This window comes from Rhizobium sp. Pop5, assembly GCF_024721175.1.
Taxonomy (GTDB): domain Bacteria; phylum Pseudomonadota; class Alphaproteobacteria; order Rhizobiales; family Rhizobiaceae; genus Rhizobium.
This window is the reverse complement of the sequence record NZ_CP099399.1, coordinates 3,203,790-3,218,521: the sequence shown is the minus strand read 5'-3', so window position 1 is coordinate 3,218,521 and position 14,732 is coordinate 3,203,790. Positions and strand designations below refer to the sequence as shown.

The following is a 14,732-nucleotide window of genomic DNA, read 5'->3' as shown; positions in this document are numbered from 1 at the left end:
GCGCTGATATTGCGTCGCCCGAACCCGGTATTCTCTGCCTATTCATGCGATTTATCAATTTCGGTCAGCAGAAACCTTCAGACGATATAATGCCGGGACAACGATGACGCCATCATGACGATCTACTGTGGCGGCTGCTTCAGTGCAGGCCGCCCGATTCCAGGATCGGGCGTATCGAGCTATCCTGTTATCAGAACGGCAGGCCCACATAGTTCTCCGCGAGCGCGGTGGAGGCTGCGCGGGAATGTGTGAGATAATCGAGTTCCGCCTCCTGGATCTTCTGGTCGAAATCGCCCGTATCGGGAAATCGGTGCATCATCGTCGTCATCCACCAGGAGAAGCGCACGGCTTTCCACACACGGGCGAGCGCCCGTTGGGAATAGGCGTTAATGCCGCCGCTCGAGCCTTCCCGGTAATGTTCAAGAAGCCCGGAGAAAAGATAGTGGACGTCGCTGGCGGCGAGGTTCAGCCCCTTGGCACCCGTCGGCGGTACGATATGGGCGGCGTCGCCGACGAGGAAAAGTCGGCCGAAGTGCATCGGCTCGGCGACGAAGGAGCGCAACGGTGCGATCGATTTCTCGAAGGACGGCGCGGTCGCCAGTGCCTCGGCGTGATGCGCCGGCAGGCGCCGTCTCAACTCGTCCCAGAAGCGGTCGTCGCTCCAGTCCTCGACCTTTTCGTCGAGCGGGCACTGGATGTAGTAACGGCTGCGCGTGGCCGAGCGCATCGAACAGAGCGCAAAACCCCTTGGATGGTTGGCGTAGATCAGTTCATGGCTGACAGGCGCCACGTCGGCAAGAACACCGAGCCAGCCGAAGGGGTAGACCTTTTCGAAATTCCTGATCGCTCGCTCGGGGACAGCCTTGCGGCTCGATCCATGAAAGCCGTCGCAGCCAGCGATGAAGTCGCAATCGATGCGCTGGACAATGCCGTCTTTTGCGTAAGTGACGAAGGGAGAGCGACCGTCGAAATCATGCGGCGTGACATTGACGGCATCGTAGATTGACGGGGCGCCGCTCGTTTCGCGCCGCTCCATCAGATCGCGTGTCACCTCGGTCTGTCCATACACCGTGACGCGCCTGCCGCCGGTCAATTCGTAGAGGTCGATGCGATGGTCGCGTCCGTCGAAGGCGAGTGAGAAACCGTCATGCGGCAGGCCTTCGGCATGCAGCCGTGCTCCGGCCTTGGCCTCATCCAACAGCCCGACCGTGCCTTCCTCCAGAACCCCGGCGCGGACCCGGCCAAGGATGTAGTCTTTGTTCACACGATCGAGAATGACATTGTCGATGCCGGCTTCCGTCAGAAGCTGGCCGAGCAGCAGGCCGGATGGCCCCGAACCGATGATGGCGACCTGGGTTCGCAAATGCGTCCTCCCTGCAATTTTGCGTTTTGCCGGATTCTGCCGTGTCATCCCCACTGCAACAATGGACATTCCAGCCTAAAAATTGCATTAATCGAACATTGGCGCGGGAGGAGCCCCATGAGCAGGCATGTACCCACCTATGAGCTCTATGGTGAAAATACCGGCCGAGAACCGGATTTTTGGTTGCACTGCGAAACAATTCGCTCCCGCAGCAGCCTGCATCAATGGGAGATTCGGCTCCACCGCCACGAAAGCTTCTTTCAGATATTGTACATCGAAGCCGGTTCGGGCGATGCGATCTTCGGCGAGAAGAGCCACGCCATCCATCCGCCGGCGGTCATCACCGTTCCCCCTGGGCTCCACCACGGCTTTCGTTTCTCACGCGATATCGATGGCATCGTCATCACCACGCTCAGATCCCATCTCAGTCATCCGCCCGGCGAGCGAAGCCACGTCGGCGAGTGGCTGGCAACGCCGCATCTGACGCCGCTCGATCCTCATAATGCCGAAGCGATCTATGTCATGCAGACATTGAGGCGATTGGGCGAAGAATTTGAAAGCCGCCGCAGCGGTCGCAACGAGGTGCTGGCCGCCTATGTCGCCCTGGTGTTGCGGCTGACGGCAAGGATTTCCCACCAGGGGAATAAGCAGGAGCCTCCGTTAAACGAGAACGTGCGGCGGATGGAAATGCTGAACGAACTGATCCAGCGGCATTTTCGATCACACAAGCCCGCTTCCTTCTATGCCAGGGAAATCGGGGTTTCGCCGACGCACCTCACTCGGATCGTCCGGTCAATGGCCGGTAATACGCCTCACGAATTGATCGCGGGGAAGCTCATCGAAGAAGCGAAGCGTCAGCTCGTTTTTACGCTCGCCAGCGTTCAGGAGATCGGATTTCAGCTCGGCTTTGCCGATCCCGCTTATTTCTCGCGCTTCTTCCTCAAATATACGGGAGAAACGCCGCGGGTCTGGCGCATGAAGGAGAAGGTCCGGCTTGAGGGAGCATAGAGCTTGCAATCGATCGCCGGAGGGCGATCACTTACCAAGCAGCCTCGGCGCGCTCTTCCGCATCACGGGCGCGTTCGCTCGTGCGGATCTCATGCGCCTCGCGTTCTTCCATCGGCTCAACCGGATCGGCTGAACCATCCCGCCGGGCTTCCGACGTCATATAAAAAGCGAGCGCCTTTTCCAGCCGCGCGGCGGTGAGCGTGGCAGCGAAACCCTTCATATCGTTTCCTCGGTTGGACCTTGCATCTTGCCCAAGATGCATAGCCGACGATACGGCCTTCCGGGAACAACGCCTGATGGTTTTCACCAACTTTAGATTTTGCTTGTCGGCTGTTCCGTTCGATGCCCGGTCAATGGAACATTTTGCCGGGTGCCGCGTTCGCACCGCACAGATGGGAGGGCATCACATGACTCGATATCTCGATGACCACAACAATCTGCCCGTGGATGAAAAGACCGGCCTGCCGCTGGAGCAGGTGCCGGACGACGACGAGGATGAAGATATCACAGCCGGCGGTCGGCGCGCCTTTTCGGCCTGGCATGTGATCGGCACCGGCATCGTCATCGTTCTCCTCGCAACCGCAGGCGCCGCACTCTGGCCGAGGCAGACGACCGATCCCACTCAGACCGCATCGACGACGCCCGCGGTCCCGAGCGCGGCCGAGCCCTCAGGACCGGCGGTGTCTCCGAAGGCAGCCGGGACTGTGCCGATCACGCCTGGTGCAACCGACAAGGCACAGTAGCGGCGATCCTGCCGCCATTGATCTTGATCAGTCACTGCGAAGAATGGACAGCGCCTCGTCGGCGATGATCTGTTCCTCATCGGTGGCGACGACATGAGCGGCAATGCGGCTCTCCCGCGTGCTGATGGTGAAATCATTGGCGGCGTTGGCCTCCGGGTCGATTGAAAGGCCGAGCCAGGACAGCCGTTTCGCCACGCCGGCGCGGATCTCCGGCTGATGCTCGCCGATGCCGGCAGTGAAAACGACGGCGTCGATGCCGTCGAGCGTTGCCGCCATGCGGCCGATTTCGCCGGCGATGCGCAGTGTGAAAAGGTCGATCGCCTCCCGCGCCTCCTGTCGATCGTCCTTCAACAGCTCGCGCGTATCGGCGCTGATGCCGGAAACGCCGAGCAGGCCGGAGCGATGATAGAGCAGATCCTCGATCTCCTTGAACGACTGCTTCTTCTCGCCTGCCAGATGCAGGATGACGCCGGGATCGAGCCAGCCTGGGCGCGTCGCCATGGGAATGCCGTCGAGCGCCGAAAAACCCATGCTGCAATCCCGGCTGACGCCTTGATCCAAAGCGCAGAGGCTGGCGCCGCTGCCGAGATGGGCGACCACCGCCTTTGCCGCGCGGGGCGCCTCGCGGCGAAGTTCGCGGGAGATGAACTTATAGGAAAGTCCGTGGAAGCCGTAACGCTTGATGCCCTGCTCATGCAGAGCGCGGGGAATGGCGAGGCGGCGGACGAGATCTTCCTGGGTCGCGTGGAAGGCCGTGTCGAAGGAGGCCGTCTGGGCAAGTTGCGGCTTGAAATGCCGGAGCGCACGGATGAAGCGCAGCGCCTGCGGCTGATGCAGGGGCGCAAGCGGGGTCAGGGCCTCGATGGCATCGATAGCGGCCTCGTCGAGGGCAGCCGCTTTCGTGAAGCGGTCGCCGCCATGCACGACGCGATGGCCGGCGCCACGCACTGCGGTCATGTCGAAATGGTCGGCGAGAAGGGCGAAGGTCTCGTCGACGATGTCGCGCAGATCTTCCGTCACCTTGGCCTTCAGCGGCACCTCGAATGTCCGCGCTCCCTCCGTCAGATCGAGCGAAAGCGGTTCGGCGCGAAAATCGATCACGCCCTTGCCGATCCGCCGCGCCTCGGCGCCTTCGATTGCGAAGATGCCGATCTTGACGGTCGAGGAGCCGGCATTGAACGTCAGCAGGAGATCGGTCGATGGCATATCTTCAGGGCCTCCGCACAATCGTTGATCTAGCGCCGGGGCTTCGGCCGGAAAGGCACTCATACGCCTGTCAGGCATTCCTATTGTTGCGAGGCTATCACCCCGACCGACCGGGATTGTGACACGGTAACTCTTGCGAATGCGCCGGACAACTACGACGGCTAATATTGCCTGATGTCAGTGCGTTACGGGATGGGTGAGGCGAGGCGTCATGAGAGCTTCACGCTGCGGAATTATTAACAAAAGGCAAATTTGAAAACGGAATAAGGAACTATGCCATGGCCGATATCGCCCCCAGCCAGGTTCATAGCGACACTTCCCACCCGCTCCACGGTTCGAATTCATCCGGCAAATGGTTCTTGCCGGTATTCGCACTCGTTCTTATCTGCGGCCTCGGATATGTCGCCTATGCACTCACCCGCGACCTGACAACCGCAGTTGCCGTTCCCTGGATTCTGCTTGGTCTTGCGCTGCTGATCGCGCTCGGGTTCGAATTCGTCAACGGCTTCCATGATACGGCCAATGCCGTCGCCACCGTTATCTACACCCGTTCAATGCCGGCGGAATTCGCCGTCATCTGGTCGGGTTTCTTCAACTTTCTCGGCGTGCTGACCTCAAGCGGCGCCGTCGCTTTCGGCATTCTGGCGCTGCTGCCGGTGGAACTGATCCTGCAGGTCGGCTCCGGTTCCGGCCTCGCGATGGTCTTTGCGCTGCTGATTGCCGCGATCGTCTGGAACCTCGGAACCTGGTATCTCGGCCTGCCGTCGTCGAGTTCGCATACGCTTGTGGGATCGATCATCGGCGTCGGTCTTGCCAACCAGTTCCTGGCGCCGGCAGGCACCGCGACGAGCGGCGTTGACTGGACGCAAGCGACCAATATCGGCCTGTCGCTTCTGATCTCGCCGCTGATCGGCTTCGGTCTTTCCGCGGTCCTTCTCGTGGTCATGAAGTTTCTGGTGCGCAACAAGGCGCTCTATGAAGAGCCGAAGGGCAACAAGCCGCCGCCGCTCTGGATCCGCGCGATCCTGATCTTCACCTGCACCGGCGTCAGCTTCGCCCACGGCTCCAACGACGGCCAGAAGGGCATGGGTCTCATCATGCTCATCTTGATCGGTCTGGTGCCGACGGCCTTCGCGCTGAACCGCACGCCCGATGTCAATTATCTCGAAGCCTATAAGTCGGCATCGGTCCAGGTGGAAACGGCGCTCGGCAAATATGTGAAGCCCGGTGTGGCCGTCACCGACTACAAGGCCGAAGTCAGCAACGCCGTCAAGAACAAGACCTGGACGGATGCGACGACGCCGGCCCTGCAGCAATATATCCATCAGACGAGCGCCGAAGTCGCTGCCTTCCCGACGCTCGAAGCGGTGCCGACCCATCTCGTCGGCAACGTCCGCAACGACATCTACCTGATCGGCGAGGCGCTGAAGCTGATCGACAAGCAGAAGCTGCTGCCGATGGACGCCGGCGACCTCACCGCGGTGACGAGCTATCACAAGGCGGTCGACAACGCGACGAAGTTCATTCCGCTCTGGGTGAAGGTGGCGGTTGCTATTGCGCTTGGCCTCGGCACGATGGTGGGCTGGAAGCGCATCGTCGTCACCGTCGGCGAAAAGATCGGCAAGACGCATCTGACCTACGGGCAGGGCGCGGCAGCCGAAGTCGTGGCGATGGTCACCATCGCTTCGGCGGACCATCTCGGCTTGCCGGTTTCGACCACGCATGTGCTGTCGTCAGGCGTTGCCGGCACCATGGCGGCGAACGGTTCCGGCCTGCAATGGTCGACCGTGCGCAACATGCTGATGGCCTGGGTGCTGACGCTGCCGGCCTCGATCGCGATCGCCTTCGTGCTGTTCGTTGTCCTGCGGCAGGTGTTTTAAGGCATTCCGTCAGGCCGTCGAGGCCAGACTGGCAGTGCGATTGCTGATGAAGATGCCCGCCTCTGCGGCGGGCATTGCCTTGCCGAAAAGATAGCCCTGGCCGATGTCGCAGCCGAGCTGCAGCAGGAAGGCAAGCTGGCCGTGCTCCTCGACGCCTTCCGCTGTTGTCTTGATGTTGAGGCTCCGGCCGAGGCCGAGCATGGCGCGGACGATCTTTTCCTGACGTTCGTCTTCACGGCAGGTGGCAGTGAAGCTCTTGTCGATCTTGATCTTGTCGAAACGATAGCGGGCGAGCTGGGCGAGGCTCGAATAACCCGTGCCGAAATCGTCGAGCGCGATCTGAATGCCGGCAGCGTGCAGTTCCTCGAGGATGACGGCGGCGACAGCGGGATCCTGGATCAGCGCGTTTTCGGTGATCTCAATTTCAAGGCGCTGCGGCGGCAGCCGGCTTGCCGAGAGGACCTTGAGGATGCGCGAGGTCAGGAGCTTGTCTTCCATCTGCACCGGCGAGACGTTGAAGGACAAGGTCACATGCTCCGGCCAGCTGAGTGCATCACTGCAGGCCTGGGCGAGAAGATCCTCGAACAGGGCGGTGATCATGCCGGTTTCCTCGGCGATGTCGATGAAGACGGGCGGCGGGATATTGATGTCGTCGTCGCCGATCCAGCGCGCCAATGCCTCGAAGCCACAGAGCTGGCCGGTCTTGAGATCGATCAGCGGCTGGTAGAAGGGTTTGATCGCCTTGTTGGAGATTGCGGCGCGCAGCCTCGTTTCCAGCGCAGCGCGTTCCGTCACCTTGTCCTGCATCGAGGCTTCGAAGACGAGAAAATGGTTGGGTCCGCGCGATTTCGCCTCGTACATGGCAAGATCGGCACGATGGGCGGCATCTTCCAGCGGTTCGGCGCCCTCGGCCCAGCGGTCGTAGCCGACGCTGGCGCCGACCTCGACAGCAAAGCCGTCGATATGGATAGGGCGGGTGACCGCCTGGATCAGCAGCCTGGCAAAATGCTCCTCGCGCTGCGCCGTCAGGGCGAAGGCGACGATGATGAATTCGTCGCCGCCGAAGCGATAGACGCAATCGGCATTGCCGAGCGCACAGATACGTTTGGCAACTTCGATCAACAGCACATCGCCGCCCTTGTGGCCGACGAGGTCGTTCACCTTCTTGAAGCCGTCAAGATCGACAGAGAAGATGGTGACGTTGCCTTCCGACCCCTCGATTTCGGCCTCGTCGTCCTTGGTCGGCCGCGACAGGATCTTGCGCTCGAAGGCATAGCGGTTCGGCAATTTTGTCAGGTGATCGTGGGTGGCGGTCCAGTCGGCCTTTGTCTGGGCCGCCGAGCGCAGCTCCATTTCCTTGCGGAGATCGGCGATGCGCAGCACCGAGTAGACGAAACTCATGGCGCCGGCGATGCCGAGCGCCAGGACGAGTTTGTCGGCGCCGTACTCGCCGAAACCGATCATGAAGGAGACCAGGTTGTCGCCGAACTGCAACAGCGTGCCGAGGAGCCAGAGGGTTACTCCGAACGCCATGATCGACACGCATTGCCTTCCGGCCCTGCTTTGGAAAAACACCGGCATATGGCCTTCTCCGTCTCCGCCCGCGCCGACGTAATCACGAAAGTCTGAAATGTTCGTTGAAACCAGAAGGCGAATTATCAGAGCGGCGGCCTGCTACCGGCCTCGAAAGGCGTGAGCCGTGGCGGCGGATACTCGTTCTGCGGGCGGCGACAAAGGCTGACCATGGGCGCGTATCTCGCGCCTGAGAAGAACGAAGGCGAGCGTGCAATTGCATCGCTCGCCCTTTCTCGTACTTCAGGCGGTGACGATCAGCAGCGGTACGCTGACGAGGAGACCGACCAGAACCGTAACCGTGGCGACACGCATAAAACGCAGGCGCCGCGTACGCTCCCCACTCCAGTCATATGTCATTTCTTCCATCTCCTTGGGACAAGGAAGTAGTTCCGGCAAAGCCGGGTTCAATAGAGATGACGCGATTTGCTTGCGTAAGGCTGGATAAGATCAGAGGTCACTAATGCTGAAGCGCAGCGACCAGCGTCGCCCGTCGCTGGTCATGCGGACGATTGCGAGCGGTCCGACGTCAATCAGCCAGAAGGAAGAGAGCGGCGCCTGAAGCACATGCACGACCGCCGCCCGGATGATTGCCGCGTGGCTAACGGCGATCACATGTCCGCCGAGGGTGGACTGAGCATCCATCCAGCCGGCGACGCGCGTGCGCAGGTCGAAAAGACTTTCGCCGCCGTGCGGGGCCGCTTGCGGATCGCTCATCCAGATTTCCAGATTCTCCGGCTCTTCGGACCCTATCGTGACGATCGGCCTGCCGGCCCAGCGGCCATGGTCGCAATCGCGAAGCGCCGGGTCGATCCCGGCGTCGAGGCGGAGCGCTGTCGCGGTCTGGCGGGTGCGCAGGGCGGGACTGGTGAAGATGCGGTCGGCGCGGGGCAGCGCGGCCATCTCGGCCGCGTCCTTCGCGGCCTTGCTTTCCAGCGGTTCGTCGAGCGGGAACAGGGCCTTGCGGCTTGCCGCCGTCGCGCCATGGCAGATCCAGGTGAGACGCGTGTTCACCATCGTTCTGATCTCCGGAATGCGGCTACAGCGCCGCGCGCCTCTTTAGGCGCGCAAAGGACGCTCTAGCGCTTTAAATTGCTGCATAATTTTATCCTTAAATCGGTTCCGAGTTAAGGAATTATGCTGTGGGACGGCCCTTCACCGGCTCGTGAAGTTCCGTTGACAGTCTCTCCAGCGTGCAGATATAACCGTGCTGTTGCGGGTTTGGAAGCCGGTGGAAATCCGGCGCGGTCGCGCCACTGTGACCAGCGTGTCGAAAGCTCTTCGTGCTGGAAGTCAGACCCTACCGCACAAGCACTCTTTCGACTGAACGCGTCATTCTGGAGGAATACATGTCTGATACCACTTTCGCCCCCGTCGCGGCACCGGCGCCGATCCCTGTGGGAGATATCCTGCCCTGGGCGATCTTTGGCGGCCTGCTGATGCTCATCGCCCTTTATTTTGTCGGCACCGAGGAAGGCGCGATGGCGCTGTTCAACGGCATGTATGTGCATGAATTCGTGCATGACGGCCGCCATCTCCTCGGTTTTCCCTGCCACTAAAGGGATTCTGACATGGTTGGAAACCTTCTGCTTCGCGGCATGCTCGCGGGCCTGATTGCTGGTATCCTCGTTTTTGCCTTCGCCCACACCTTCGGCGAGCCGTTGGTCGATGCGGCGATCGCCTTCGAGGAGGCGAGCGCACAGGCGGCGGGCGAAGCCGCCGAACCCGAAATCGTCAGCCGCGCCACCCAGGCCGGTCTCGGCCTTTTCACCGGCGTCATGGCTTACAGCGTTGCCGTCGGCGGGCTTTTCGCGCTTGCCTTCGCCTTCGTGCATGGTCGCTTCAGCAGTCTTTCGGCGCGCGGGACCTCGGCCGTCATCGCTACCGCCGCTTTCGTGGCGATCGTACTCGTTCCCGCCGTCAAGTATCCGGCCAACCCGCCGGCAGTCGGCAACCCCGATACGATCGGCGTCAGGACCGAGCTGTTCTTCCTGATGATCGTCGTCTCGCTCGCCGCGCTGATTGCGGCGGTGGCGCTTTCGCGCCGTCTTTCCGAGCGTTTCGGTCTCTGGAACGGCGCGATCATCGCCGGCATCGCCTATCTCGTCTTCATCGGCCTCGTGCTCTATCTGCTGCCGCCGATCAACGAGGTGCCCGAGAATTTCTCGGCACTGGTGCTCTGGCGCTTCCGCACGACCTCGCTCGGCATGCACGTCATCCTTTGGGCCACGCTCGGCCTTGCTTTCGGGGCGCTCGCGGAAAGACGGCTTGCCGTCAAGGGCGGGTTGCGGCCGGCGTTCCGGTGAGCCGGCGTCGTAAAGGGCTTGCCGCTCTCGGTCTTGCGGCAAGCCTGTTTCTGTTCGGGGTTGGAACCGCCTTTGCCCATGGCAGCAGCGAAGGCGGCAGCCATGCCGGTCTGGATATTCCTGAAATTTCCCACGGCGAGATGGCGGTGATTTCAGAATATCGCAGTGGGATCATCGACCTTGCGTCGCGGGCAGTCGATACGAACGAGCCGTTCCGCCGCATTCTGAACTATGCCGAGATCCAGTATTCCTATTGTCTGTGGGGCAGGGTACCGGGCAGCGTGACGGATGAGGGAAGTCCGTTCAACGAATGCGCCCATGCCTATCTCGCGGCAACCAAAGCTGTGCTGATGGCGATGCGGGAGATGCCGCAGGAGGCGCTTGCCGCCAACCGGATCATCTCCGCCGTCGACGTCGATATGGTGCGACGCGGGCTTGCGCTCGTCACGTGCCAATTCAGCGGCGAAGCTTTCAACACCGCCGATATCGTCAAGCCGCGATGGAGCAGGGTGCCGATCCATTTCGCCAGTATGGCGTCGCTGACAGGGCTCTCTGTCTTGCTCGGTCTCGCGGTTTTTACACTTCGCCGCTTCCTGCGCCCGCGGGATCAGTTGTCGGAATAGCGCTGCTCGCGCCACGGATCGCCAAGCATATGGTAGCCGTTCTTTTCCCAGAAGCCGGCCGCGTCAGCGGCGATTAGCTCGATGCGTCGCAGCCATTTGGCGCTTTTCCAGAAGTAGAGATGCGGCACGACGAGGCGCATCGGGCCGCCATGATCTGCTGTCAGAGGCAAGTCCTCCCAGGAGGTTGCGAGGATGGCATCTTCGGCGGCGAAATCGACAAGCGGCAGGTTGGTGGTATAGCCGTCATAGCTCGTCAGCATGACGTAAGCTGCTTCTGGTTTCGGCATGGCGAGGTCGAGCAGATCGCGGGTCGAAACGCCCTTCCATTTATTGTCGTAGCGCGACCAGGTGGTGACGCAGTGAATATCGCTCATCCCAATGCTTTGCTCGATCGCCTGGAAATCGGCCCAGGTGAGGGTGAGCGCAGTTTCGACGAGGCCTCGCACCTCAAGCCGCCAGCTATCGGTTGAAACCACCGGCTGCTGGCCGAGATCGAGCACTGGCCAGTTCTTGACGAGGTGCTGGCCGGGCGGCAGGCGCTCGGCCTCGGGACGGCTGATACGGCCGGTCAGGAATTTGCCCTCCGCCGCCCAGCGGCGCTTGGAACTGGTGAGCTTGCTGTCAGCGGGCGTCTGGTCGTCGCTCATGAGCGGGGTCTCCTTGCGATGCAGCAATAGGACATCCGGTCTCGCCGGGTGTCAAGTTTCGGCAGGCCCTTGGAAATCCTCGCTCGTCTTACTAAACTTGGGCCGGTCGGGCATGCCTTGCTGGGGAGCGGAGGCAGAAAGGGAGGAGCGGGATCTGTCTTCGAGATATCGTGGGATAGCGGCGCTGCTGGCGGTTCCGCTCGTCATCTTCGCCTTCTTCACCTTTGGAAGCGCGATTGCGACGCGCGCCTATATGGAGGAGGCTTCGGCCCAGGCGGGAACAGCGCTGCGCCTTGCCGTTTCGGCGCTCAGCGGCCATCTCAACCGCTACGAGGCGCTGCCGGCGCTGATCGCCGATCACGACGATATCCAGGAGCTGGTCAGCGCCCCCGACGACATGGCGCTGCGCGATACGGCCAACCTCTATCTCAAGGCCATCAACGGGCTTCTGAAATCCTCCGATATCTATGTGGTGAACCCGGATGGAGAGACGATCGCGGCGAGCAATTATGATGGACCGGGCAGCTTCGTCGGCCAGAATTTCAACTACCGGCCCTATTTCCAGGAGGCAATCGAAGGCCGGCAGGCCCGGTTTTATGCGCTCGGCACCACCTCGCTGAAACGCGGCTATTATTTCTCGGCTCCGATCCGGGTCGGCGCCGATATTCGAGGCGTCATCGTCTTCAAGGTCGATATCGACATGATCGAATCCTCCTGGAGCGGCGGGGAATACAAGATTTTCGTCTCCGATCCCGAAGGCATCATCTTCATGTCCGGCAGCCCGGAGTGGCTCTACAGTGCGATCCTGCCGCTGACGGCGGATCGTATCGCCCGCACGCAAGCCTCGCGACGCTATGCCAATGCCAGGCTGACGCCACTGCCCGTGACGTATCACCGCTTCGAACAGCACGATCTGATGACGCTGGCGAGCGACCGGAGCGCGAGCGAATATCTGGTGCTGTCGCATTACATGCCGGCCGAGGACTGGACAGTGAACGTGCTGATGGAGACGCGCTCCATCCGTGCGCAGGCGCGCACGGCGCTTGTCGCCGTCTTTCTCATCCTTTGCATCGCCGCCCTGGCAGTTGCCGTCCTTCGCCAGCGGCGGGCACGCCTTGCCGAGCGCATGCAGATGCAGGCCGAAGCGCGGGGCGAACTGGAGCGGCGGGTGGAGGAGCGGACGGCCGATCTTGCCCGCGTCAACAGCCGCATCGAGGAGGAGATCGCCGAGCGGCGGCAGACCGAGCAGCAGCTTCGCCAGACGCAGGCCGATCTCATCCAGGCGGGCAAGCTTGCCGGGCTCGGGCAGATGTCGGCTGCGCTTTCGCATGAGTTCAACCAGCCGCTCGCCGCCGCCAAGACCTATACGGACAGTGCTTCGGTGCTGATCGACCGCGGCCGGGTGGAGGAGGCGCATGACAATATAAGACGGATCGGCGGGCTGATCGACCGCATGGCCTCGATCAGCCGGCACCTGCGCAACTTCGCCCGCAAGCCGAACGAGAAGCTCGGACCGGTTTCTCTCGACGAGGCGATGCGCGACACGCTGGAGATCATCGCCTGGCGGCTGAAGGCGGCAGACGCCGAGCTGCGGCTCGATCTCGGCACACGGCCGCCGGTCGTGCGCGCCGGCTCGGTGCGTCTGCAGCAGGTGCTGGTGAACGTGATCTCCAATGCGGCCGATGCGGTGGAAGGACTTGATGACAGGCGCATCGAGGTTTCGGCGGTCGAGGAGGCAGGCAAAGTGGTCTTGACGGTGCGCGACCACGGACCGGGCGTGCCGGCGGCAATCGCCGAGCGCATCTTCGATCCGTTCTTCACGACCAAGGGCGTCGGCAAAGGTCTCGGCCTTGGACTTTCGATCTCCTACAATATCGTCAAGGATTTCGGCGGCAGCCTCACGACCGCCAATCATCCCAAAGGGGGCGCGGTCTTCCGCATCGAGCTGCAGTCGGCGGCGGGGCTGATGCCGGAGGCGGCGGAATGAACGATGCGAAGATCCTGCTTGTTGACGACGAGGAGGAACTGCGCCGCTCGACCGCGCAGGCGCTGGAACTCTCCGGTTTCAGCGTCGAGACCTTTTCGAACGGCGACCATGTGCTCGAGCTGATCGGCTACAGCTTTCCCGGCGTCGTCGTCAGCGATATCCGCATGCCCGGCGTTGATGGCATGACGTTGATGCAAAAGATCCGCGAGATTGATCCCGAAGTACCGGTCATCCTCGTGACCGGCCATGGCGACGTGCAACTGGCGGTGAAGGCGATGCGCGAAGGCGCCTATGATTTCATCGAGAAACCGTTCACGCCTGAAATGCTCGCCGGTGTCATCCGCCGGGCGATGGAGCGGCGCGGGCTCGTGCTCGAAAACCGGCTGCTGAAGGCGGTCGCCGGGAAACGCGACGACATCGAGGCGCGGCTGCCGGGGCGCACGCAGGTGATGGTGGACCTGCGCTACCGCATCCGAGCGATCGGTGCCAGCGATGCCGATACGCTCATCGTCGGCGAGACCGGGGCGGGCAAAGAAGTGGTGGCGCGCGCGCTTCACGATATCAGTGCCCGGGCGAGCCGGCCGTTCATCGCGATCAATTGCGCGGCGCTGCCGGCGAACCTGATCGAGAGCGAACTCTTCGGCCATGAAGCCGGCGCCTTTCCCGGCGCGGTCCGGCCGCGTTACGGAAAATTCGAGCATGGCCGCGGCGGCACCATCCTGCTCGACGAGATCGGCTCGATGCCCTTCGATTTGCAGGCGAAGTTTCTGCGGGTGCTGCAGGAGCGGGTGATAACAAGGCTTGGATCGAACGAGGTCGTGTCGCTCGACGTGCGCTTCATCGCCACGAGCAAAGTGGATCTCGAGGCGGAAGTAACCGCTGGCCGCTTCCGCGCCGATCTTCTCTACCGGCTGAACGTCGCGACGCTGCACGTGCCGTCGCTGTCGCAGCGGCGGGCTGATATTCCGCTGCTTTTCCTGCAGCTGGTGCGGGAAGCGGCCGCCCGCTACGGCCGCGACGAGGCGGCCGTGCCGCCGGAGGTGATCTCCGACATCGCCCAGCGCGACTGGCCCGGCAATGTGCGGGAACTGAGGAACGCCGCCGACCGCGTGGTTCTCGGTCTCGACAATGGCGGGCGGCAGGCCGAGGACGCGACCGGTCTCGCCGAACGCGTCGCCGAATTCGAGCGAGGGGTGATCGCCAGCGCGCTGGTGGCGCATGGCGGCAGCCTGAGGCCGGTCTATGAGTCGCTCGGCATCTCCCGCAAGACCCTCTATGAAAAAATGCAGAAATACGGCCTCGACAAGCGGATGCTGACTACCGAAAGCTGAGTCCTTTTTGGGGAAGGAGCGTGCTTTTCAGATCGTATTCTTGGCTTGACATGCAACCATTTGGTT

At 62.0% G+C, this 14,732-nt stretch carries 14 protein-coding genes and 1 riboswitch; of the genes, 8 read left to right on the top strand and 6 right to left on the bottom strand.

Translation table 11 applies throughout. The features are described 5' to 3' along the window. Positions 1–190 precede the first annotated feature (190 nt). Complete coding sequence (gene pobA / locus NE852_RS18110; RefSeq protein ID WP_008536335.1) at positions 191–1,363, bottom strand: 4-hydroxybenzoate 3-monooxygenase; 1,173 nt, start codon at positions 1,361–1,363, stop codon at positions 191–193. 117 nt (positions 1,364–1,480) lie between these two features. Here pobA and NE852_RS18105 point away from each other — a divergent pair, with 117 nt between their 5' ends. Continuing rightward, complete coding sequence (locus NE852_RS18105) at positions 1,481–2,371, top strand: helix-turn-helix domain-containing protein (RefSeq protein ID WP_008536336.1); 891 nt, start codon at positions 1,481–1,483, stop codon at positions 2,369–2,371. Positions 2,372–2,402: 31 nt separating this feature from the next. Here NE852_RS18105 and NE852_RS18100 read toward each other — a convergent pair whose 3' ends face one another. After that, the gene (locus NE852_RS18100) at positions 2,403–2,591 is read right to left on the bottom strand and encodes a hypothetical protein (RefSeq protein WP_008536337.1); all 189 of its coding nucleotides are present in this window, start codon (positions 2,589–2,591) and stop codon (positions 2,403–2,405) included. Positions 2,592–2,778: 187 nt separating this feature from the next. Between NE852_RS18100 and NE852_RS18095 the strand changes: the two genes are divergently transcribed. Further along, on the top strand, positions 2,779–3,114 hold the full coding sequence (locus tag NE852_RS18095) for a hypothetical protein (protein ID WP_008536338.1): 336 nt from the start codon (positions 2,779–2,781) through the stop codon (positions 3,112–3,114). 27 nt (positions 3,115–3,141) lie between these two features. On the opposite strand, the gene NE852_RS18090 is transcribed toward NE852_RS18095, so the two are convergent. Next, positions 3,142–4,320, bottom strand: a complete 1,179-nt coding sequence (locus NE852_RS18090) for an acetate/propionate family kinase (RefSeq protein ID WP_008536339.1) — start codon at positions 4,318–4,320, stop codon at positions 3,142–3,144. Between the two features lie 278 nt (positions 4,321–4,598). Between NE852_RS18090 and NE852_RS18085 the strand changes: the two genes are divergently transcribed. Beyond that, positions 4,599–6,200: an inorganic phosphate transporter gene (locus NE852_RS18085; RefSeq protein WP_008536340.1), complete on the top strand. Its 1,602-nt coding sequence runs from the start codon at positions 4,599–4,601 to the stop codon at positions 6,198–6,200. Positions 6,201–6,209: 9 nt separating this feature from the next. Here the strand turns inward: NE852_RS18085 and NE852_RS18080 are convergent, their stop codons facing one another. After that, positions 6,210–7,781, bottom strand: a complete 1,572-nt coding sequence (locus NE852_RS18080) for a bifunctional diguanylate cyclase/phosphodiesterase (RefSeq protein ID WP_008536341.1) — start codon at positions 7,779–7,781, stop codon at positions 6,210–6,212. 441 nt (positions 7,782–8,222) lie between these two features. Beyond that, positions 8,223–8,786 carry a histidine phosphatase family protein gene (locus tag NE852_RS18075; RefSeq protein WP_037175529.1) on the bottom strand — a complete coding sequence of 188 codons (564 nt, stop codon included), beginning with the start codon at positions 8,784–8,786 and terminating at the stop codon, positions 8,223–8,225. 180 nt (positions 8,787–8,966) lie between these two features. Continuing rightward, positions 8,967–9,123, top strand: a riboswitch (adenosylcobalamin (AdoCbl) riboswitch). Here NE852_RS18075 and NE852_RS18070 point away from each other — a divergent pair. From NE852_RS18070 to NE852_RS18060, 3 genes are all read left to right on the top strand, one after another. Continuing rightward, a complete protein-coding gene (locus NE852_RS18070) occupies positions 9,122–9,331 on the top strand; it encodes a CbtB domain-containing protein (RefSeq protein ID WP_008536344.1) in 210 nt (69 codons plus the stop codon). It overlaps the preceding riboswitch by 2 nt. Before the next feature lie 12 nt (positions 9,332–9,343). Further along, positions 9,344–10,078: a CbtA family protein gene (locus NE852_RS18065; RefSeq protein WP_008536345.1), complete on the top strand. Its 735-nt coding sequence runs from the start codon at positions 9,344–9,346 to the stop codon at positions 10,076–10,078. A gap of 44 nt (positions 10,079–10,122) precedes the next feature. Next, the gene (locus NE852_RS18060) at positions 10,123–10,701 is read left to right on the top strand and encodes a hypothetical protein (RefSeq protein WP_052034603.1); all 579 of its coding nucleotides are present in this window, start codon (positions 10,123–10,125) and stop codon (positions 10,699–10,701) included. On the opposite strand, the gene NE852_RS18055 is transcribed toward NE852_RS18060, so the two are convergent. Then, on the bottom strand, positions 10,686–11,348 hold the full coding sequence (locus NE852_RS18055; RefSeq protein ID WP_008536349.1) for a sulfite oxidase-like oxidoreductase: 663 nt from the start codon (positions 11,346–11,348) through the stop codon (positions 10,686–10,688). The genes NE852_RS18060 and NE852_RS18055 overlap by 16 nt on opposite strands. Positions 11,349–11,460: 112 nt before the next feature. On the opposite strand from NE852_RS18055, the gene NE852_RS18050 reads away from it, so the two are divergent. Together NE852_RS18050 and NE852_RS18045 are read left to right on the top strand one after the other, a co-directional pair. Further along, entirely contained in the window at positions 11,461–13,335 is a 1,875-nt protein-coding gene (locus tag NE852_RS18050; RefSeq protein WP_258155900.1) for a sensor histidine kinase, read from the top strand. Next, entirely contained in the window at positions 13,332–14,666 is a 1,335-nt protein-coding gene (locus NE852_RS18045; RefSeq protein WP_008536351.1) for a sigma-54 dependent transcriptional regulator, read from the top strand. Before NE852_RS18050 ends, NE852_RS18045 begins: the two co-directional genes overlap by 4 nt. Positions 14,667–14,732: the final 66 nt, after the last annotated feature.

Coding starts and splice junctions, on each gene's coding strand:
- NE852_RS18055 (WP_008536349.1), bottom strand. CDS start 11,348: ATGAGCGACGACCAGACGCCCGCTGACAGCAAGCTCACCAGTTCCAAG.
- NE852_RS18100 (WP_008536337.1), bottom strand. CDS start 2,591: ATGAAGGGTTTCGCTGCCACGCTCACCGCCGCGCGGCTGGAAAAGGCG.
- NE852_RS18105 (WP_008536336.1), top strand. CDS start 1,481: ATGAGCAGGCATGTACCCACCTATGAGCTCTATGGTGAAAATACCGGC.
- NE852_RS18065 (WP_008536345.1), top strand. CDS start 9,344: ATGGTTGGAAACCTTCTGCTTCGCGGCATGCTCGCGGGCCTGATTGCT.
- NE852_RS18085 (WP_008536340.1), top strand. CDS start 4,599: ATGGCCGATATCGCCCCCAGCCAGGTTCATAGCGACACTTCCCACCCG.
- NE852_RS18080 (WP_008536341.1), bottom strand. CDS start 7,781: ATGCCGGTGTTTTTCCAAAGCAGGGCCGGAAGGCAATGCGTGTCGATC.
- NE852_RS18090 (WP_008536339.1), bottom strand. CDS start 4,320: ATGCCATCGACCGATCTCCTGCTGACGTTCAATGCCGGCTCCTCGACC.
- NE852_RS18045 (WP_008536351.1), top strand. CDS start 13,332: ATGAACGATGCGAAGATCCTGCTTGTTGACGACGAGGAGGAACTGCGC.
- NE852_RS18070 (WP_008536344.1), top strand. CDS start 9,122: ATGTCTGATACCACTTTCGCCCCCGTCGCGGCACCGGCGCCGATCCCT.
- NE852_RS18050 (WP_258155900.1), top strand. CDS start 11,461: ATGCCTTGCTGGGGAGCGGAGGCAGAAAGGGAGGAGCGGGATCTGTCT.
- NE852_RS18095 (WP_008536338.1), top strand. CDS start 2,779: ATGACTCGATATCTCGATGACCACAACAATCTGCCCGTGGATGAAAAG.